Genomic DNA, 18,305 nt, shown 5'->3' on the forward strand with positions numbered 1-18,305 from the left:
TCCTTTGGAGCGCGCCAGTATCAAACGCCTCAAGTGAAGCAACAACGTACTGAATAACTGAAAAAATGTTTACCCAAGAACTGTTGACCCAACTGGCCCAGGAGCTCGACCGCAGCGAGAAGACGCGCGTTCAGGTCGAGCATTTCTCCAAGCGCTTTCCCGGCATGACCGTGGAGGATGGCTACCGCGTCTCGCGCGAATGGGTGCGCCTGCAGATCGCGGCGGGGCGCAAGGTGATCGGCCACAAGATCGGCCTGACCTCGCGCGCCATGCAGATATCGAGCCAGATCGACGAGCCCGACTACGGCACCCTGCTCGACAGCATGCTCTACCGCTGCACGCCGGGCCAGGTGCTGGACATCCCGGCCGCCCACTTCATCGCGCCGCGCGTGGAAGTGGAGCTGGCCTTCGTGCTCAAGGCGCCGCTGCGCGGCCCGGGCCTGCCCGGCGGCAAGGAGATCACGCTGCAGGACGTGCTGGACGCCACCGACCACGTGACGCCGGCCATCGAGATCATCGACGCGCGCATCGAGCAGTTCGACCGCCACACCAAGGCCATGCGCAAGGTCTACGACACCATCAGTGACAACGCGGCCAATGCGGGCATCGTGGTCGGCGCCGGGCAGGCTGTTCCCGGGGTGCTTGACCTGCCCTGGTGCGGCGCCATACTGCGCTGCAACGGGGTGGTCGAGGAGACCGGCCTGGCTGCCGGCGTGCAGGGCCATCCCGCCATCGGCGTGGCCTGGCTGGCCAACAAGCTCTCGCCCTGGGGCGAGGCCCTGGAGGCCGGCCAGACCGTGCTGGCCGGCTCGTTCACGCGCCCCGTGGCGGCCAGGGCCGGCGACCTGTTCGATGCCGACTACGGCCCGCTGGGCCGCCTGCAGTTCCGCTTTGTCTAGGCGCCGTCGTCCCGACGCCTGCCCCGCCCTTATTGGAGATTTCCCATGCCGCTTGCACTGCGCGACCCCAGCCTGCTCAAGAACCTCTGCCTGATCGACGGCCAATGGCTGGCCGCCGACGATGGCAGCCGCATCGACGTCCACAACCCCGCCACGGGCGAGTCCGTGGGCCATGTGCCCCGCATGGGCGAGGCCGAGACGCAGCGTGCCATCGCCGCCGCCGAACGCGCCTTCGCCCTCTGGAAGCAGCAGACCGCCGAGGCCCGCGCACGCCTGCTGCATCGCTGGTTCGAGCTGATGATGGAGAACCAGGAGGACCTGGCCCTGATCATGACCAGCGAGCAGGGCAAGCCCCTGGCCGAGTCGCGCGGCGAGATCGCCTATGCGGCCTCCTACGTGCAGTGGTTTGCCGAGGAAGCGCGCCGCATCTACGGCTCCACCGTGCCCGCACCCTGGGCCGACAAGCGCATCATCGTGACCAAGGAGCCCGTGGGGGTCTGCGCCGCGATCACGCCCTGGAACTTCCCGGCCGCCATGATCACGCGCAAGGTCGCGCCCGCCCTGGCGGCGGGCTGCACCATCATCGTCAAGCCCGCGCAGCAGACACCGCTGTCGGCCCTGGCCATGGCCGAGCTGGCCCAGCGCGCGGGCATTCCGGAAGGCGTGTTCAGCGTGATCACGGGCTCCTCGCGCGCCATCGGCGGCGTGCTCACGGCCAGCATGGCCGTGCGCAAGCTGACCTTCACGGGCTCCACCGAAGTGGGCCGCGTGCTGGCCGAGCAATGCGCGCCCACGCTCAAGAAGATGTCGCTGGAGCTGGGCGGCAACGCGCCCTTCATCGTCTTCGACGACGCGGACCTGGATGCCGCCGTCGAAGGCGCCATGGCCTCCAAGTACCGCAACACCGGCCAGACCTGCGTGTGCGCCAATCGCCTGCTGGTGCAGGACGGCGTGTACGACGCCTTCATGGCCAGGCTCAAGGTCGCCGTGCAGGCCCTCAAGGTGGGCAACGGGCTGGAGGCCGGCGTGGGCCAGGGCCCGCTGATCGACCAGGCCGCCGTGGACAAGGTCGAGGAACTGGTGGCCGACGCCGTGAAGAACGGCGCCGAGGTCGTGCTGGGCGGCAAGCGCCATGCGCTGGGCGGCACCTTCTACGAGCCCACCATCCTGGCCAACGCCACGGACCGCATGCGCATCGCCAGGGAAGAGGTCTTCGGCCCCGTGGCGCCCGTGTTCCGCTTCAAGACCGAGGAAGAGGCCATCCGCATGGCCAACGACACCGAGTACGGCCTGGCCGCCTACTTCTACGCCCGCGACGTGGGCCGCGTGTGGCGCGTGGGCGAGGCGCTGGAGTACGGCATGGTGGGCATCAACAGCGGCATCATCAGCACGGCCGTGGCGCCGTTTGGCGGCGTCAAGCAGTCGGGCATGGGCCGCGAGGGCGGCGCCGCCGGCATAGAGGAATACCTGAGCACCAAGTACCTGTGCATGGGCCACTGAGGCCCGGACAATCACACCATGCAGACACCTGTGAACCGCTTCAAGGCCGCCATTGCGGCCGACCAACCCCAGATCGGCCTGTGGCTGGGCCTGGCCGACGCCTATTCGGCGGAAATCTGCGCGGGCGCCGGCTTCGACTGGCTCCTGATCGACGGCGAGCATTCGCCCAACGACACGCGCACCCTGCTGGCGCAGCTGCAGGCCATCGCGGCCTATCCCGACAGCCATGCCATTGCCCGCGTGCCCATGGGACACGGCGAGGTCGGCGAGATGCTGATCAAGCAGTACCTGGACATCGGCGTGCAGACCCTGCTCGTGCCCATGGTGGACACGGCCGAGCAGGCCGCGCGCATCGTGCGTGCCGCGCGCTATCCGCAGGCCGACGGCCAGGGCGGCATCCGCGGCATGGGCGGGGCGCGCGCCTCGGCCTGGGGCCGGCGTGCCAACTACGCCCATGAAGCCAACGCCCAGGTCTGCGTGCTGGTGCAGGTGGAGACACGCCAGGCGCTGGCCCACCTGGACGCCATTGCCGCCACCGAGGGCGTGGACGGCGTCTTCATCGGCCCGGCCGACCTGTCGGCCTCCATGGGCCACATCGGCAACCCCGGCCACCCCGAGGTGCAGGAGGCGATTGCCGACGCCATCGCGCGCATACGCCGCGCGGGCAAGGCGCCCGGCATCCTCACGCCCAACGAGGCCCTGGCGCGCAAATACCTGGAGCTGGGCTGCACCTTCACGGCCGTGGGCCTGGACACCAGCGTGCTGGTGCAGGCCACCAGCGCGCTGGCTGCGCGCTTCAAGCAGGCAGCGGCCCCCGCGCCGAAAAGCCAGACCTATTGAGGCCCCGGCCTGACAAGGCGCCCGCAACGCCGCTCCGGGGAGGGAGCGGCGGCTGCATAGAATCCAGCCGACAGATGCTGCCGAACATGCCCCAGACCACGACCTCTTTTGCCCCCGAGCCGCTGCGCGCCTTCTCGCGCTCCCTGCCCATGGCGCTGCTGCGCGCCCGCGAATCGGTCATGGTGCGCTTTCGGCCCATGCTGCGCGCCCATGGCCTGACCGAACAGCAGTGGCGCGTGCTGCGCGCTATGGCGGCGGTCACGCACAGGCTGCGGCCCATGGAGCTGTCGCAGGCCACCTACATCAGCATGCCCAGCCTCTCGCGCCTGCTCAAGACGCTGGAAGGCCGGCAGCTGGTGGAGCGCTCGCGCCACGCCAGCGACATGCGCGGCGCCGAGTTCGAGCTCACGGCGGCCGGCCACGCCATCGTGGCCGAGATCGCGCCGCATTCCTCCGAGACCTATGCCGAGATCGAGCGCCTGGTGGGCCATGAAGAGATCGAGCAGCTCTACGCCCTGCTCGACCAGGTCGTGCAGCGCCTGGGCGCGGCCGACGGCAGCCAGGCCGAGGAATAGCCGCCCCGGCACGCCGGTCGGGCACTGCCGGGCACAATCGCCCCATGCCGCAGCCGATTGCCGTCATCGACTTTGAAACCACGGGCATGGCGCCCGCCCAGGGCGCGCGTGCCACCGAGGTCGCCATCGTGCTGATCGAGGGCGGCCAGGTCGTGGACCGCTTCCAGAGCCTGATGCGCACGGGCGCCTGGATACCGCCCTTCATCACGCGGCTGACCGGCATCACCAATGCCATGGTCGCAGCCGCGCCGCCCGCCGAGGACGTGATGCGCGATGCCGCGCGCTTCGTGGGCAGCGCCCCCATGGTGGCGCACAACGCGGCCTTCGACAGCAAGTTCTGGCAGTCCGAACTGGCCCTGGCCGGCGAGGCCGCGCCCCAGCCCTTTGCCTGCACCGTGCTGCTGTCGCGCCGCATCTACCCGGAGGCGCCCAGCCACAGCCTGAGCCGGCTCACCGCCCACCTGGGCCTGCCCGTGGCCGAGCGTGCCCACCGGGCGCTGGCCGATGCCGAGATGGCCGCCGCCCTGCTGGCGCGCATGCAGCAGGACCTGTGCCTGCGCCACGCGCTGGCCTGGCCCGAGCATGCCCTGCTGATGCAGCTGCAGCGCTGCACGCGGGCCCGCATGAAGGCCTGGCTGAACGAGAACGCCGCGCCCGCCCAGATGAGCATGGCGCTGTGAGCCGGCGCCGCGCACACAGGGCAAAGACCTCCCTGGCAGAGGCCCCATCGGCCGCTTCTGCCGGCATCCGCACCCATAATGCAAGGTTGCTGCCCGGCTCCGGGCGCCCGTCCCAAACGCTGCAGCCCTGCTGCGGCCTTGCTGCCGCCTGGTTCTTGCTCCCGTGAATTCCGCACTGCCTCCCGCCGCCATGGCCGCCCTGCCTACACAGTCCCCGTTCTCGTCGCGCGAGTTCCGCGACGCGCTGGGCCAGTTCGCCACGGGCGTAACCATCGTCACCGCACGCAGCCCGCAGGGCCATCCGGTGGGCGTCACCGTGAGCTCGTTCAACTCCGTCTCGCTCACGCCGCCGCTGGTGCTGTGGAGCATGGCGCTGTCGGCGGCCTCGCTGCCCGTGTTCCAGCATTGCTCGCACTACGCCATCCACGTGCTGTCGGCCTCGCAAAAGCCCCTGGCCGAGCTGTTCGCGCGCAAGGGCGTGGACCGCTTCGCCAACACCGCCTGGCGCAGCTCGGCCCAGGGCGTGCCGCTGCTGTCCGAAGCCACCACCGTCTTCGAGTGCCGCAACCGCCATCGCCATGAAGAAGGCGACCATGTGATCTTCATCGGCGAGGTCGAGCAGTGCAGCCATCAGGCCGGCCACACGCCGCTGCTGTACCACGCAGGCCGCATGCACACGGGCGGCCTGGGCTGATACCGGGGCCTGCGGCAGCACTCCCGTCGCCTCTTTCGGCGCCTTCCCCATTCCCGTTTCTTCCCGCCTCCGGGTAATCCCCGGTCCGGGAAATTGCTGTCTGCGCATATTGTATATACAGGCTTATACATCTGATCGCAGACCCATCCGCAGGCTGATGCAGCCTGTGGATGCGGCAGCCATTTCACCAATGACGGGGGGAGACAGCGCATGAGTTCACCATCTGCAGGCAGCCTGCACCGAGGGCTGTCGGCCCGCCATATCCGCTTCATGGCACTGGGCTCGGCCATAGGCACGGGGCTGTTCTACGGCTCGGCCAAGGCCATACAGCAGGCAGGCCCCTCGGTGCTGATCGCCTACCTGCTGGCGGGTGCGGCGGTCTACATGGTGATGCGCGCGCTGGGCGAGATGGCCGTGCACAACCCCGTGCCCGGCTCCTTCGGCCAGTACGCCAGCGATTACCTGGGGCCGTTCGCCGGCTTCGTCACGGGCTGGACCTATACCTTCGAGATGGTCATCGTCTGCCTGGCCGACGTGACGGCCTTCGGCATCTACATGGGCTTCTGGTTTCCCGAGGTGCCGCGCTGGATCTGGGTGCTGTCCATCGTCTGCTTCATCGGCGCGCTCAACCTGTGCTCGGTCAAGGTGTTCGGCGAGATGGAGTTCTGGCTGTCCCTGCTCAAGGTGGCGGCCATCATCGCCATGATCGGCGGCGGCCTGGGCATCATGGTGTTCGGCTTCGGCATGGCGGCCGATCAGGCGCCGACCGGCGTGCAGAACCTGTGGGTGCACGGCGGCTTCATGCCCCATGGCGTCTCGGGCCTGATCGCCTCGCTGGCGGTGGTGGTGTTCGCCTTCGGCGGCATCGAGATCATCGGCATCTCGGCCGGCGAGGCCAAGGACCCGGCGCGCGTGATCCCGCGCGCCATCAACGCCGTGCCGCTGCGCATCCTGCTGTTCTACGTGCTCACGCTGTTCGTGCTGATGAGCATCTTCCCCTGGCCCCAGATCGGCAGCCAGGGCAGCCCCTTCGTGCAGATCTTCAGCGGCCTGGGCATTTCCTCGGCCGCCACCATCCTCAACATCGTGGTGATCTCGGCGGCCGTGTCGGCCATCAACAGCGACATCTTCGGTGCCGGCCGCATGCTCTACGGCATGGCGCACCAGGGCCAGGCCCCCGCCGGCTTCGGCCGTGTCTCGCGCCATGGCGTGCCCTGGATGACGGTGGTGGTGATGGCCGTGGCGCTGCTGGCCGGCGTGGTGCTGAACTACCTGATCCCCGAGGACGTGTTCCTGCTGATCGCCTCCATCGCCACCTTCGCCACGGTCTGGGTCTGGCTGATGATCCTGCTGTCGCAGTTCGCGGCGCGCCGCCGCATGAGCCCGCAGCAGGTGGCCGCGCTGAAGTTCCCGGTCCCGCTGTGGCCCGCCGCGCCGCTGGCCGCCATCGGCTTCATGCTGCTGGTGCTGGGCGTGCTCGGCTACTTCCCCCACACCCGTGCAGCCCTGGTCGTGGGCGGCCTGTGGATCGTGCTGCTGGGCGCCGCCTACCTGCTGTGGGTGCGCCCCGCCGCCGCGCGTGCGCAGAGCGAGGCGATGCGGCCTGCGGCGAACGCGAACCACACTAGTGTGTACAGGCCTTAGTCGAACTCGACCTCGGTGGCCACCACCATCGCGCCATCAACCGAGAGCCGGCCCTTGACCTCCACCACGCGCCCCACGGCAATTTGGGCAGCGCTGCCATCCTCGAAGCGCGCATTGCGATAGTCCACGCGCACACCGCGCAGCTCGAAGATGCCGGCCAGGCTGTCGACAGCGGTGATGCGACCCTCGATCTCGAAGCCATCGTCACTGTCCAGCCGCAGCTTGCGCTCGACCTCGGAGGCGCGAAGCACCCCGTCCTGGAACATGCCCTCGACCTCGACCAGGTCGCCCACGGCAAGGCCGGCGGGCAGGCGTGTGGCGCTGCCCGCGTCCACGCTCAGGCCGTCCACGACGAAGCGGGTCGGCGAGTCCATGCGGGTGATATGGCCGGTGACGTCGGCCTCCACTCCCGCCTGTTCGGGCAGCGTGGGACGCTGCACCGACAGTGCGGTGGCCACCCACAGGCCGGCGGCATCGGGCTGGCGCGCCAGGCGCAGGCTGACCACGTCGCCGGCAGCCAGCGCGGCGGCAACCTGCACGCCGCTCCAGTTGACGACGGCCTCGCCGATGCGCAGGGTGCGGCGCGACGCGTCAACGGCATCCACAGGCGCGCGCAGGCGCCAGGGCTCGTCGGCGTCATCCTCGATCTCGATGCGGCTGGCAAGAATGCGGCCCTGCGCATCGCGCAGGCCGTGGACTTCCAGCACACGGCCGACCTGCAGCGCCGCCGCGCGGCCGTCCTCGAACACCGTGGCCGCATCGACGATCACGGTCTGGCCCAGTACGGTCAGCCGGTCGCCCACGACCGCGCTCAACGGACCTTCCAGATCGCTGCGCACAAGAATCTGGCGGGCCATGGCGCGCGCCACACCATCGCTGCCGGTGGTCACGGGGTCGGCCGTGACATGGACCGCCATGCCCAGCTTGAGCGCATCGCCGGCCAGCAGGACGCCATCGCCATCGGTGATCCGGGCCTGGCGCTCGTCATACCGCACCCCATTGACCAGGATGGAGCCGAAGCCGTCAATGGTGCCCGACGCATAGCTGGCGCTGGGAGTGACCGGCGTGGGGGCGGGCTTGTCAGCCCCGCCGCCGCCACCGCCGCAGGCGGCCAGCAGCACGGACAGCGAGAGCGCGCCAGCGCCCAGGACCCGGTGCAATGGCGGGGCAGAGCGGGAAAAGCGAAGAAAATGCATGGTGTTCGATGCCAGAAAGAAACAGATGAAAAGGCACCGCGGCGGGGCCATCGGTGCAACCGCCTGCAGTGTCGGCAAAGGCGCCTAAACCGCGCATGAATGGTGCGTTCATTCACTGTTTAAGAACGTGCACATAAGATGCGTGGCCGTGAAACTCCGCCTCGCACTTGCTGCCTTGCTGGCCTTGCCGCTGGCGCCCGCCTCTGCCACCACGCCAGCGGAGCATGAAAGCGTGCGCCGCGAGGTGCAGTCGAAGCGCCTGCGGCCCTTGGCGGAAATCCTCCAGGACGTGCAGCAGCGCCACAAAGGGCGCGTCATCGACATCGAACTCGAGCGCGGCGCCGACGGCCGGCGCTGGTACGAAATCAAGCTCGCCAATGGCCAGCGCACGGAGATCTATATCGATGCAGTCACGGGACAGGACATCCCCCGGCCGGGCGCGACCACCGCCGTGCTGATACCCATGTCCGCCGTGGCGGCAGCCGTCACCCGCTTGCATCCCGGCACCGTGCTGCAGATCGAGCTGGAGGAAACGCGCAGCCCCAGGCCCTACTACGAGATCCAGCTGCTCACGCGCGAAGGCCGTGAGCAGCTGCTGCGCGCCGACGCCCAGACGGGCCGCATCCTGGTGGAGCCTGTCCTGAGCCGGGAGCAGGCCGCCACGCTGCAACCGCTGCCGCGCATTCTTGAGGAACTGGAGCGCAAGTACCAGGCCCGCGCCACAGAGGCCGAGCTCAAGATCGACGTCCGGCAGCGCGCCTACTACGAGGTCGAGTTGCAGCTGAGCGCCGGCCGCAGCATCGAAGTGCATGTGGATGCGTACAGCGGCCAGCCCATCGAAGAGGACGGACTGCGCTGATGCGGGTGCTCATCGTCGAAGACGACGCCGATCTTGCTGCAGGCCTGCAGGCCATCCTGCAGGAGGCCGGCATGCTGGCCGAGTGCTGCGCGGACGGCCGCCTCGCCCAGGAACTGGGCAGCGTCGAACACTATGACGCCGCCTTGCTGGACCTGGGGCTGCCAGGACAGGACGGCGTCTCGGTGCTGCGCCATTGGCGCGAGCAGGGCCGCTCCTTTCCCGTGCTGGTGCTCACGGCCCGCAACCGCTGGAGCGACAAGCTCACGGCCTTCCAGGCCGGCGCGGACGACTACCTGACCAAGCCCTTTCTGCACGAGGAGGTCGTCACGCGGCTGCGCGTGCTGCACCGGCGCGCAGCAGGCGGCAGCCGGCCCCTGGTGCAGATAGGCCCGCTGGCCTACGACACCATGGCAGACCGCTTCACGCTCGAAGGACGGCCGCTTGCGCTGACCGCGCAGGAGCAACGCATCCTGAGCTTTCTGACCAACCGGCATGGACAGCTCGTCAGCCGCGCCGACATCAGCGAGCATGTCTACGCACGCGACCTGGACCCGGACTCCAACACCGTGGACGTGCTGGTCGGCCGCATCCGCCGCAAACTGTCCCCGCATGGCCTGATCCATACCGAGCGCGGACGGGGCTTTCGCCTGCAGCAGGCCAGCGGCGACCATGCGTCCTAGGCACTGGGGCCTGTCGGAGCGCCTGCTGGCACTGAGCCTGGTGGCCACGCTGGCCTGCGGCACGGCCGCCAGCTGGCTGCTGCGCGAGCAGTTGCACGATGCGGTGCTGCGCAGCTTCAAGGCCGGCCTGCAGGACCGTGCCGAGCGGCTGCAGGCCGAGCTGCAGTCCCCGGGGCCCCTGACCGGGCAGGGCACGCGGCTCAATCGCGGCGAGTTCGGCCGCATTTTCTCGGGCTGGTACTGGACACTGGAGCAGGACGGGCGGCTGCAGCAGTCGCGCTCGGTCTGGGACGACAGCCTGGAGCTGGACGACGCCCGTCCCTGGCCCCGGAACAAGGGCAGCGAGACGCTGCTGTCGCTGCGCGGGCCGCAGGGGCGCGAACTGCTGGGCCTGCGCCGCAGCTTCGATGTCGCGGGCAGGCGCGTGCAGCTGCATGTCTTCGGCCCGCTGGACGGTACGCGCCAGGAATGGCGCCGCATCGACCGCATCCTGCTGGTCACCGAGCTGGGCCTGGTCGCCGCGCTGCTGCTGTGCACGGTGGCGCTGGTGCGCCTGGGATTGCAGCCGCTGCGCAGCCTGCAGCAGGCGCTGCAGGACATGGAAGACGGCACACGCACGCAGCTGGGGCGGCACTTCGGCCCCGACCTGGACCCGATTGCCGAGGCCGTGGACCAGGTGCTGCAGCGCAATGCCCAGGTCGTGGAGCGCGCGCGCCACCAGGCAGCCGACCTGAGCCATGCGCTCAAGAAGCCGCTGGCCGTGCTCGGCATCCAGGCACGCGGCCATCAGGTCGATGGCCCGTGGCTGCGTGACCAGGTACAGGCCATGTCCCACACCATCGACCGCCATCTGGCGCGCTTCGCCAGCGGCGCCGGCAGCGCCGGCAGCGTGGCGCTGGATGAGGTGCTGGCCCGGCTGCTGGATGCCATGCGCCAGATCCACGCCCAGCGGCGCCTGTCCTGGTCCATCCAGACCTCCACGCCGCTGCCCGGCCATGGGCTGCGCTGGCGCGGCGCGGCCTCGGACCTGGAGGAGATGGCGGGAAACCTGCTGGACAACGCCGGCAAGTGGGCACGCAGCCGCGTCACGCTGACCGTATGCCAGGATGGCACGACGACGCTGCTGCAGATCGATGACGACGGCCCAGGTCTGGCGCCGGAGCATCTCGCGCAGGCCATGGAGCGCGGTGTCCGCTTCGACGAACAGGCCCAGGGCCACGGCCTGGGCCTGGCCATCGTGCGCGACATCGCCGAGACCTATGGTGGATCGCTGGAGATGGGGCCGAGCCCGCTGGGCGGGTTGCGCTGCACGCTGCGCCTGGGCTGAGCACGGCGCCGGGCGGCGCTCAGCGCGAGGCGTCGGGCAGTTCGATCTTGACTTCGAGCACTTCCAGGTTTTCCTGGCGCTCCAGGTGCACCTTGATGTCGTTGACGTCGATGTCCACGTACTTGGAGATCACCGCCATCAGCTCCTTTTGCAGCGCAGGCAGGTAGTCGGGGCCACCGCCATTGCCGCCCACGCGTTCGCGCGCGAGGATGATCTGCAGGCGCTCCTTGGCCACCGAGGCCGTCTTCTTCTTTTCTCCGAGCAGGAAAGAGAGCATGGACATGGCCGCTTACCTCCCCCCGAACATGCGTTTGAAGAAGCCGGGCTTTTGCGCTTCGGTGAAGCGCATGGGCTTTTCCTCGCCCAGGAAGCGCGCGACCACGTCCTGGTAGGCCTCGGCCACGTCCGAGCCCTGCATGTGCACGGCGGGAATGCCCTGGTTGGAGGCCTGCAGCACGGTTTCGGACTCGGGCACGACGCCGATCAGCTCGATGCGCAGGATGTCCTGGATGTCCTCCAGCGACAGCATCTGGCCGTCCTGCACGCGGTTGGGGTTGTAGCGCGTGATCAGCAGGTGTTCCTTGACGCTCTCGCCCGCAATGGCGCGCGCGGTCTTGGAGCTGAGCATGCCCAGGATGCGGTCGGAGTCGCGCACGGAGGAGACTTCCGGGTTGGTCACGACCAGGGCCTCGTCGGCGAAGTGCATGGCGATCAGGGCGCCGCTTTCGATGCCGGCCGGCGAGTCGCAGATGATGTACTCGAAGTCCATGCCCGCCAGGTCGTCCAGGATCTTCTTGACGCCGTCCTGCGTCAGCGCATCCTTGTCACGCGTCTGGGAGGCGGCCAGCACGAAGAGGTTGTCGCACTGCTTGTCCTTGATCAGGGCCTGGTTGAGGTTGGCCTCGCCCTGGATGACGTTGATCAGGTCGTAGACCACGCGGCGCTCGCAGCCCATGATCAGGTCCAGGTTGCGCAGGCCCACGTCGAAATCGATGACGGCGGTCTTGTGCCCGCGCAATGCGAGGCCCGATGCGAAGCTGGCACTGGTGGTGGTCTTGCCCACGCCACCCTTGCCGGAGGTCACGACGACTATTTTGGCCATGTTTGCACGGTTCCTTAAAGACTGGAGAGCAAAGAAGAGGGGTCCGGTGTCATACCGGCTCGATGAGGATTTTCTCGCCGTCGAGACGCACCTTGGCGGGCCTGGCAGCCACGTCCGCTGGGAGATCGGTCTCGATTGTGCGATAGATGCCGGCAATCGACAGCAGCTGTGCTTCCATGCAGGTGCTGAAGATGCGCGCCTCGGTGTTGCCGCGTGCCCCGGCGATGGCCCTGCCGCGCAGCGGCGCGTAGACATGGACGTTGCCGTCGGCGATGACTTCGGCACCATAGCTGACCATGGCCAGCACCACGATGTCGGTGCCGCGCGCATAGACGCGCTGGCCCGAGCGCAGCGGCTTGTCCACGATGAGGGCGTCGGCCTGGGGAGCAGGCACCTCGCGCACCACCTCGATCTCGCGCACGACCTCCTGGATCTCGATCTCGGGCACCGTGGGCCGCACGGGTGCGGCCTCGGGCGCGGGCGCCAGGCCTGCGGCACGCGCCGCCTCCATCTGGGCGGGGCTGCCGCCGCGCACGGCCACGGGCACGGTGCGGTGAAAGCGCAGCGCCTCCACGAGCACGGCGAAGTCGATGGCCTCCTCGGCATCACGCACATGGGCCAGGTCGATCAGTACGGGGTCGTTGTCGAAGAAATCCGGGTCGTCGGCCAGGCGCTGGGCCAGGTCGGCCACGAGCGCACGTACGTCGGTATCCCGCAGGGCCACGGCCACCACGGGCAGCTGCGCGCTCTTGAGGTCGAAGCTGGGGCGGGCAGTACTCGTCGTTTCAACGGCCATGGGACTGGGAGTGCGGTGGATGGGAGAGTTGCCTCTCGACGCGCAAAGTGTACTGTGTGCGCAGTACATGGGCGCCCACTCCCGCCGGGAGGCCGGCACCGGGGAGTGTCCATTTGTGTTGTGTCACACACGGCCCATGCCCCCGTGGCGGGGGCCGGGCGGGCCCGGTCACTGAAACCGGGGCTTACGCTTCTCCACGAAGGCCATCACGGCCTCGCGGTGGTCGGCGGTCTTGTGGGCCAGGGCCTGGTAGCCGGCCGACAGCTCCAGCAGCGACTCCAGCGTGCTGTGCTCGCCCTCGCGCAAGAGGCGCTTGGTCATGCGCATCACGGCGCCGGGGTTGGCGGCGATCTTGTCGGCCAGCGCGCGCGCCGTGGGCAGCAACTGGTCGGCGGGCACGACGCGGCTGACCAGGCCGCAGGCCAGGGCCTGCTGCGCGTCGATGGCCTCGCCCGTGAACGCCATCTCGGCCGCCTTGGCGCGGCCCACGGCGCGCGGCAGCAGCCAGGCGCCGCCGTCCCCGGGGACGATGCCCACGCGCACGAAGCTCTCGGCAAAGGTGGCCGTCTCGCTGGCGATGCGGATGTCGCACATGCAGGTCAGGTCCAGCCCCGCGCCGATGGCCGGGCCGTTGACGGCGCAGATCACGGGCACGTCCAGCTGGTTGAGGGCACGCGGAATGCGCTGTATGCCCTGGCGGTATTCCTCGCGGATGGCGTCGGGCGTGAGCGCGTCGTCGAAGAAGCGCTGCATGTCCTTGACGTTGCCGCCCGAGCTGAAGATGGGGCCGGCGCCCGTGAGGATGACGGCCTTGACCGAGGCATCGCGCCGGATCTCGTCGCATACCTGCACGAATTCCTCCACGGCGGTGTTGCCCGTGAGCGCGTTGCGCGTCTCGGGCTGGTTCATGGTGAGGGTCCAGATGGCGCCGTCGCGCGCGATGTTCAGAAAGGGCATGGATGGGGTTCCTTCGAGAGCCTGTCAGGCGGTGAGATCGGCGGTGATATCGGTGGTGGAGCGGATCAGGTCCAGCGTGCTGCCCGCGTGGCCATGGACCAGCGCGGCGCCTGCCACGCCATGCCAGTACGACTCGGAGCCCGCCGTCTGGCGCCAGGCGTGCAGGCGGCGCGTGAGCAGTTGCAGGTCGTATTCCTCGGTGAAGCCCATGGCGCCGTGGATGGCGTGGGCCGCCTCGGCCACGGCCAGCGCGGCCTGGCTGCAGCGCGCCTTGGCCACGGCCACGCGCAGCCGCTCGGGGAAGATGCCCTGCCCCGCGCAGCCCAGCCGGGCGGCCATGCGCGCGGCGAAGACATGCTCGCTCATCACCGCCAGCTGGTGCTGTATGGCCTGGAACTTGCCGATGGGGCGACCGAACTGCTGGCGGTCATTCGCATACTGCAGCGTGCGCTGGAACACCTCCATGAGCGCGCCCGCGAGCTGCGCCGCCACCAGGCCGGCCTGCAACGTGCGCAGGTCCAGCCCACCCGGCAGGGCGATAGCGGGAGCAGGCGCCGCGCGGACCTGATCGGCGCTCCAGCGCAGGTTCACGTCCAAGCAGAAGGCCGCTGGCTCGGACTGCGCCTGCGCCACGGGCAGCAGGCTCCAGCCCTGCGCATGCTGCACCAGCACGCTGTCCGCCACCGCTCCCAGGCGCACGGGTGCGCAGTGCAGGCTGCCATCCGCCTGGAGCAGGCCTTGCGCCAACGCGATGGCGCCTGAAGGGTGCTCGGCGCCCTCCCCCGCCAGCAGCGCGCGCGCCAGCATGGTCTCGCCCAGCGGCACGGGCAGCGCATGGGCGCCGGCCTGCGACCACACATCGAACAGCTGCGCCAGCGCCAGCCCCGCGCCGCCCGCGTGCTCAGGCACCAGGGCATCGGCAAAGCCGGCCTGCTCCAGCGATTGCCACAGCGCCCGGGGCGAGCCCCCGGCCTCGATGGCGCGCACCCGCGCGGGCGTGCACTCGCCCTGCAGCAGCTGGCGTGCGGCATCGGCAAACAAATCGTCTTCCATGTCTCTCTCCATTCATGACACATGACGCCAGGCCTTGGGCGTTCCGTTTGAAACTGGCGCGCCCCAACTCAAGGGGAACCCTATTCAACGCAGGCCGAGGCCACGCGCGATCATTCCGCGCAGAATGTCGCGCGTGCCGCCGCGCAGCGAGTACGAAGGTGCCACCTCGGTCACGTAGTTGAGGGTGCGCAGCAGCTCCAGCGGAACATCGGACGCCTCGCGTGCGAACAGGTCGTCGGCGATGGCGGCGGGAATGGACTGCTCCAGCGTCGTGCCCAGCTCCTTGACCAGGGCCGCCTCGACGATGGGGCTTTCGCCGCGCACCAGCTTGTCCTGCACGGCCACCGACATGGCGCGCAGCGGGGCCAGCTCGGTGAACACGCGGCCGGCCAGGCGCAGCGCGCCTTCGCTGCGCTCGCCCGTTGCACGCAGCCAGGCCAGCCATTCGTCGAACAGCACGATGCTGGAGAACAGCCGCTCGGGCCCGCTGCGCTCGAAGGCCAGCTCGGCCGTGACCTGCTCCCAGCCCTGGCCTTCCTGGCCGATCAGGGCGTCGGGCGGCAGTTGCACGTTGTCGAAGAAGACTTCGCAGAAATGGCTGTCGCCCGAGAGGTCGGTGATGGGCCGCACGGTCACGCCCGGCAGCGACAGGTCCACGATGACCTGGGACAGGCCCTTGTGCCGGTCACCCGCCTCGCCCGAGGTGCGCACCAGGGCGATCATGTAGTGGCAGTGGTGGGCGTTGGTGGTCCAGATCTTCTGGCCGTTGAGCACGAAGCCCTTGCCGTTCGGTACGGCGCGCGTCTTCACGCTGGCCAGGTCCGAGCCCGCGCCGGGCTCGCTCATGCCGATGCAAAAGAAGGCCTCGCCCCGGCAGATGCGCGGCAGGTAGAACCGCTTTTGCGCCTCGGTGCCGTACTTGAGGATCAGCGGGCCGCTCTGGCGGTCGGCAATCCAGTGCGAGCCCACGGGCGCGCCGCAGGCCAGGTATTCCTCCACCAGCACGTAGCGCGTGAAGGCGCTGCGCCCGCCGCCGCCGTACTCGCGCGGCAGGGTGACGCCTATCCAGCCCTTTTCGCCCAGCTGCCGGCTCAGTTCGGCGCTGTAGCCGCCCCAGGAGCGCGCACGCACATGGGGCGGCAGGCCGCTTATGGCCTGGGCGAGGAAGGCGCGCACCTCGGCGCGCAGGGCTTCGTCCTCGGCGGGGATGCGGGTCAGGGCAAGGGAATCAAGCACGCTCATTGCAGGGCTCCATGGTTGGACCCCACTCTAGGCAGCCGGTCTGTCGCAGTCCAATATTAAAAACCGAGCCACTGATACCGTTTGAATATCAGGCGGCCTGTGCCTTGGCATGCTGCGCCGCAAAGCCCACATACCAGTCCAGGCAGCCCGGGTTGGCCATGGCCTCCTTGTTGACCACCTTGTCCAGCGGCTGGCCCAGCATCAGCTTCTTGATGGGCAGCTCCTGCTTCTTGCCGCTGAGCGTGCGCGGGATCTCGGCCACCTGCACGATCTCGTCGGGCACGAAGCGCGGCGACAGGGCCTGGCGGATGGCGCCCTGCAGGCGGGCGCGCAGGGCGTCGTCCAGATCCACGCCCGGGCGCAGCACCACGAACAGCGGCATGTAGCTTTCGCGGCCCAGGTATTCGAGGTCCACGACCATGGAGTCCAGCACTTCGGGCAGGGCCTCGACGGCGCTGTAGATCTCGCTGGTGCCCATGCGCAGGCCGTGGCGGTTGATGGTGGCGTCGCTGCGGCCGTAGATGATGCAGCCGCCCTCCGGGAGGATGCGTATCCAGTCGCCGTGGCGCCAGACCGGGCCCATGGCGGCGGGGCCGTCGCCGCCGCCGGGCGCGCGGCCATGGCCGGCCGGGTACATGTCGAAGTAGCTGGACAGGTAGCGCTTGCCGTCCGCATCGCCCCACAGGTACAGCGGCATGGAGGGGATGGGCTGGGTGCAGACCAGCTCGCCCACCTCGTCGATGACGGGCTGGCCCTGCTCGTTCCAGGCCTCGACGGCCGCGCCCAGCTGGCGGCACTGCATGATGCCCGGCTGCTGGGGCAGCTCGCGGTGGCCGCCGATGAAGGCGCCCGCGAAGTCGGTGCCCCCCGAGATGTTGTTCCACCAGATGTCAGGCCGCCCCATGCCTGCGAACTGCGCCGTGCCCCAGCTTTGCACCTCCGGCGACAGCGGCGAGCCTGTGGTGCCCAGGCTGCGGATGCGCGACAGGTCGCCGCACTGGGCCAGGTCCACGCCGGCCTTCATGCAGTTGGCGTAGAAGGCCGCGCCCGAGCCGAAGCTGGTCACGCCGGTCTCGGCCGCGAAGCGCCACAGCACGCCCCAGTCGGGCCTGTCCTTGCTGCCGCCGGGGCTGCCGTCGAAGATCACGCAGGTGGTGCCGCCCAGCAGGCCCGAGACCTGGGCGTTCCACATCACCCAGCCCGTGGAGCTGTACCAGTGGTAGCGCTCGCCCCAGCTGTTGGGGTGGTAGCTGCAGCCCACGTCGTTGTGCAGGGCCTTGAGCTGCAGGGCCACCAGCACCATGCCGCCATGGCCGTGGACGATGGGCTTGGGCAGGCCGGTGGTGCCGCTGGAGTAGACGATCCACAGCGGGTGGTCGAAGGGCAGCCATTCGGGTTCGAAGGCCGCCGTGGCCGCGTCGTCGCGGGCCGTGACCTGCACGTAGTCGGCGGCATCGGCCAGCCTCGCCTGCAGATCCAGGTTGGGCACAAGGACCACATGCTCCACGCTGGGCAGGCCTGCGCGCAGCTCGGCCAGCACGGCCATGCGGTCGATATCGCGCCCGGCGTAGTGCACGCCATCGACGGCGATCAGCGCCTTGGGCGCGATCTGGCGAAAGCGATCCAGCACCGCGTTGGTGCCCATGTCGGGCGCGCAGATGCTCCAGACGGCGCCCAGGCTGGCCGTGGCCAGCAGGGCGACCATGGCCTCGGGAATGTTGGGCAGGTAGGCGGCCACGCGGTCGCCGCGGCCCACGCCCTGGGCCTTCAGGTGCAGGGCCAGGGCGGCGACCTGCCGGCGCAGCTCGGGCCAGGACAGTTCGCGGTGGCGGCCCGTCTCGTTGCGGCTGACCACGGCGGGCATGCCGGCCGCATGGGCGGCATCCACATGGCGCAGCGCCTGGCGCGTGTAGTTGATCTGGGCACCCGGGAACCACTGGGCGCCGGGCATGGTGTTGCGCTCCAGCACGGCCGTGTGCGGCGTGGGCGACTGCAGCGCGTTGTAGTCCCAGATGCTTTGCCAGAAGGCGTCCAGGTCGGTCACCGACCAGCGCCACAGGGCGTCGTAGCTGTCGAACTGCAGGCCGTGGCGCTCGCGCAGCCAGTCCTGGTACAGGCGGATCTGGGGGATGAAGGCAGGGGTATGGCTCATGACCGGCCACGGTACGCGCGCGCTGCCCGCGAGCCCAGACGGGAAAGCCACTAGCCTGGCACCTGGGCGACAAAGTCTGCGGGCCGGATCGCGTATCTGCGCACAAACA

The 18,305-nt window shown here is 69.3% G+C and carries 18 protein-coding genes; 10 read left to right on the top strand and 8 right to left on the bottom strand.

The features are described from left to right. Window positions 1-65 precede the first annotated feature (65 nt). From hpaH to ACM14_RS00385, 7 genes are all read left to right on the top strand, one after another. The gene (gene hpaH, locus ACM14_RS00355) at window positions 66-899 is read left to right on the top strand and encodes a 2-oxo-hept-4-ene-1,7-dioate hydratase (protein WP_065344937.1); all 834 of its coding nucleotides are present in this window, start codon (window positions 66-68) and stop codon (window positions 897-899) included. 45 nt (window positions 900-944) lie between these two features. Next, on the top strand, window positions 945-2,399 hold the full coding sequence (locus tag ACM14_RS00360) for an NAD-dependent succinate-semialdehyde dehydrogenase (RefSeq protein WP_065344938.1): 1,455 nt from the start codon (window positions 945-947) through the stop codon (window positions 2,397-2,399). Window positions 2,400-2,417: 18 nt separating this feature from the next. After that, a complete protein-coding gene (locus ACM14_RS00365) occupies window positions 2,418-3,239 on the top strand; it encodes an aldolase/citrate lyase family protein (RefSeq protein WP_012202038.1) in 822 nt (273 codons plus the stop codon). Between the two features lie 86 nt (window positions 3,240-3,325). Next, window positions 3,326-3,814 carry a homoprotocatechuate degradation operon regulator HpaR gene (hpaR, locus tag ACM14_RS00370; RefSeq protein ID WP_016447335.1) on the top strand — a complete coding sequence of 163 codons (489 nt, stop codon included), beginning with the start codon at window positions 3,326-3,328 and terminating at the stop codon, window positions 3,812-3,814. Window positions 3,815-3,858: 44 nt separating this feature from the next. Further along, the gene (locus ACM14_RS00375; RefSeq protein WP_013800004.1) at window positions 3,859-4,494 is read left to right on the top strand and encodes a PolC-type DNA polymerase III; all 636 of its coding nucleotides are present in this window, start codon (window positions 3,859-3,861) and stop codon (window positions 4,492-4,494) included. Between the two features lie 190 nt (window positions 4,495-4,684). Further along, window positions 4,685-5,188: a flavin reductase family protein gene (locus ACM14_RS00380; protein WP_065344939.1), complete on the top strand. Its 504-nt coding sequence runs from the start codon at window positions 4,685-4,687 to the stop codon at window positions 5,186-5,188. A gap of 210 nt (window positions 5,189-5,398) precedes the next feature. Then, entirely contained in the window at window positions 5,399-6,832 is a 1,434-nt protein-coding gene (locus tag ACM14_RS00385) for an amino acid permease (protein WP_065344940.1), read from the top strand. Here ACM14_RS00385 and ACM14_RS00390 read toward each other — a convergent pair. Beyond that, entirely contained in the window at window positions 6,829-8,028 is a 1,200-nt protein-coding gene (locus tag ACM14_RS00390; RefSeq protein WP_065345024.1) for a DUF5666 domain-containing protein, read from the bottom strand. The two genes, ACM14_RS00385 and ACM14_RS00390, sit on opposite strands and share 4 nt — an antisense overlap. A gap of 148 nt (window positions 8,029-8,176) precedes the next feature. Here ACM14_RS00390 and ACM14_RS00395 point away from each other — a divergent pair, with 148 nt between their 5' ends. From ACM14_RS00395 to ACM14_RS00405, 3 genes are read left to right on the top strand one after another with little or no spacing between them, the layout of a single operon-like run. Further along, window positions 8,177-8,887, top strand: coding sequence for a PepSY domain-containing protein (locus ACM14_RS00395; RefSeq protein WP_224986229.1), 711 nt, complete (start codon window positions 8,177-8,179; stop codon window positions 8,885-8,887). Next, window positions 8,887-9,567: a response regulator transcription factor gene (locus tag ACM14_RS00400; protein WP_013800000.1), complete on the top strand. Its 681-nt coding sequence runs from the start codon at window positions 8,887-8,889 to the stop codon at window positions 9,565-9,567. The genes ACM14_RS00395 and ACM14_RS00400 overlap by 1 nt, the downstream gene beginning before the upstream one ends. Further along, entirely contained in the window at window positions 9,557-10,894 is a 1,338-nt protein-coding gene (locus ACM14_RS00405; protein WP_065344941.1) for a sensor histidine kinase, read from the top strand. Before ACM14_RS00400 ends, ACM14_RS00405 begins: the two co-directional genes overlap by 11 nt. A gap of 19 nt (window positions 10,895-10,913) precedes the next feature. Here the strand turns inward: ACM14_RS00405 and minE are convergent, their stop codons facing one another. The 7 genes from minE to ACM14_RS00440 form a co-directional block, all read right to left on the bottom strand. Further along, window positions 10,914-11,177: a cell division topological specificity factor MinE gene (minE, locus tag ACM14_RS00410; RefSeq protein ID WP_012202033.1), complete on the bottom strand. Its 264-nt coding sequence runs from the start codon at window positions 11,175-11,177 to the stop codon at window positions 10,914-10,916. A gap of 6 nt (window positions 11,178-11,183) precedes the next feature. Further along, window positions 11,184-11,996 carry a septum site-determining protein MinD gene (gene minD, locus ACM14_RS00415; protein WP_012202032.1) on the bottom strand — a complete coding sequence of 271 codons (813 nt, stop codon included), beginning with the start codon at window positions 11,994-11,996 and terminating at the stop codon, window positions 11,184-11,186. A 49-nt stretch (window positions 11,997-12,045) separates the two neighbouring features. Further along, window positions 12,046-12,792 (bottom strand): septum site-determining protein MinC, encoded by a 747-nt coding sequence (minC, locus tag ACM14_RS00420; RefSeq protein ID WP_034397562.1) that lies wholly within the window; start codon window positions 12,790-12,792, stop codon window positions 12,046-12,048. Window positions 12,793-12,960: 168 nt separating this feature from the next. Continuing rightward, complete coding sequence (locus ACM14_RS00425) at window positions 12,961-13,749, bottom strand: crotonase/enoyl-CoA hydratase family protein (RefSeq protein ID WP_065344942.1); 789 nt, start codon at window positions 13,747-13,749, stop codon at window positions 12,961-12,963. Window positions 13,750-13,773: 24 nt separating this feature from the next. Next, window positions 13,774-14,802 carry an acyl-CoA dehydrogenase family protein gene (locus ACM14_RS00430; RefSeq protein ID WP_065344943.1) on the bottom strand — a complete coding sequence of 343 codons (1,029 nt, stop codon included), beginning with the start codon at window positions 14,800-14,802 and terminating at the stop codon, window positions 13,774-13,776. Between the two features lie 84 nt (window positions 14,803-14,886). Beyond that, complete coding sequence (locus ACM14_RS00435) at window positions 14,887-16,044, bottom strand: acyl-CoA dehydrogenase family protein (protein ID WP_065344944.1); 1,158 nt, start codon at window positions 16,042-16,044, stop codon at window positions 14,887-14,889. An 88-nt stretch (window positions 16,045-16,132) separates the two neighbouring features. Then, on the bottom strand, window positions 16,133-18,196 hold the full coding sequence (locus tag ACM14_RS00440) for an acetoacetate--CoA ligase (protein ID WP_065344945.1): 2,064 nt from the start codon (window positions 18,194-18,196) through the stop codon (window positions 16,133-16,135). Window positions 18,197-18,305: the final 109 nt, after the last annotated feature.

Source organism: Delftia sp. JD2, assembly GCF_001682645.1.
In the GTDB taxonomy this organism is placed as follows: Bacteria; Pseudomonadota; Gammaproteobacteria; order Burkholderiales; family Burkholderiaceae_C; genus Comamonas; species Comamonas acidovorans.

Bases quoted from the DNA above. Each gene is read 5' to 3' on its own strand.
- hpaH (WP_065344937.1), top strand. From the start codon at position 66: ATGTTTACCCAAGAACTGTTGACCCAACTGGCCCAGGAGCTCGACCGC.
- ACM14_RS00360 (WP_065344938.1), top strand. From the start codon at position 945: ATGCCGCTTGCACTGCGCGACCCCAGCCTGCTCAAGAACCTCTGCCTG.
- ACM14_RS00365 (WP_012202038.1), top strand. From the start codon at position 2,418: ATGCAGACACCTGTGAACCGCTTCAAGGCCGCCATTGCGGCCGACCAA.
- hpaR (WP_016447335.1), top strand. From the start codon at position 3,326: ATGCCCCAGACCACGACCTCTTTTGCCCCCGAGCCGCTGCGCGCCTTC.
- ACM14_RS00375 (WP_013800004.1), top strand. From the start codon at position 3,859: ATGCCGCAGCCGATTGCCGTCATCGACTTTGAAACCACGGGCATGGCG.
- ACM14_RS00380 (WP_065344939.1), top strand. From the start codon at position 4,685: ATGGCCGCCCTGCCTACACAGTCCCCGTTCTCGTCGCGCGAGTTCCGC.
- ACM14_RS00385 (WP_065344940.1), top strand. From the start codon at position 5,399: ATGAGTTCACCATCTGCAGGCAGCCTGCACCGAGGGCTGTCGGCCCGC.
- ACM14_RS00390 (WP_065345024.1), bottom strand. From the start codon at position 8,028: ATGCATTTTCTTCGCTTTTCCCGCTCTGCCCCGCCATTGCACCGGGTC.
- ACM14_RS00400 (WP_013800000.1), top strand. From the start codon at position 8,887: ATGCGGGTGCTCATCGTCGAAGACGACGCCGATCTTGCTGCAGGCCTG.
- ACM14_RS00405 (WP_065344941.1), top strand. From the start codon at position 9,557: ATGCGTCCTAGGCACTGGGGCCTGTCGGAGCGCCTGCTGGCACTGAGC.
- minE (WP_012202033.1), bottom strand. From the start codon at position 11,177: ATGTCCATGCTCTCTTTCCTGCTCGGAGAAAAGAAGAAGACGGCCTCG.
- minD (WP_012202032.1), bottom strand. From the start codon at position 11,996: ATGGCCAAAATAGTCGTCGTGACCTCCGGCAAGGGTGGCGTGGGCAAG.
- minC (WP_034397562.1), bottom strand. From the start codon at position 12,792: ATGGCCGTTGAAACGACGAGTACTGCCCGCCCCAGCTTCGACCTCAAG.
- ACM14_RS00425 (WP_065344942.1), bottom strand. From the start codon at position 13,749: ATGCCCTTTCTGAACATCGCGCGCGACGGCGCCATCTGGACCCTCACC.
- ACM14_RS00430 (WP_065344943.1), bottom strand. From the start codon at position 14,802: ATGGAAGACGATTTGTTTGCCGATGCCGCACGCCAGCTGCTGCAGGGC.
- ACM14_RS00435 (WP_065344944.1), bottom strand. From the start codon at position 16,044: ATGAGCGTGCTTGATTCCCTTGCCCTGACCCGCATCCCCGCCGAGGAC.
- ACM14_RS00440 (WP_065344945.1), bottom strand. From the start codon at position 18,196: ATGAGCCATACCCCTGCCTTCATCCCCCAGATCCGCCTGTACCAGGAC.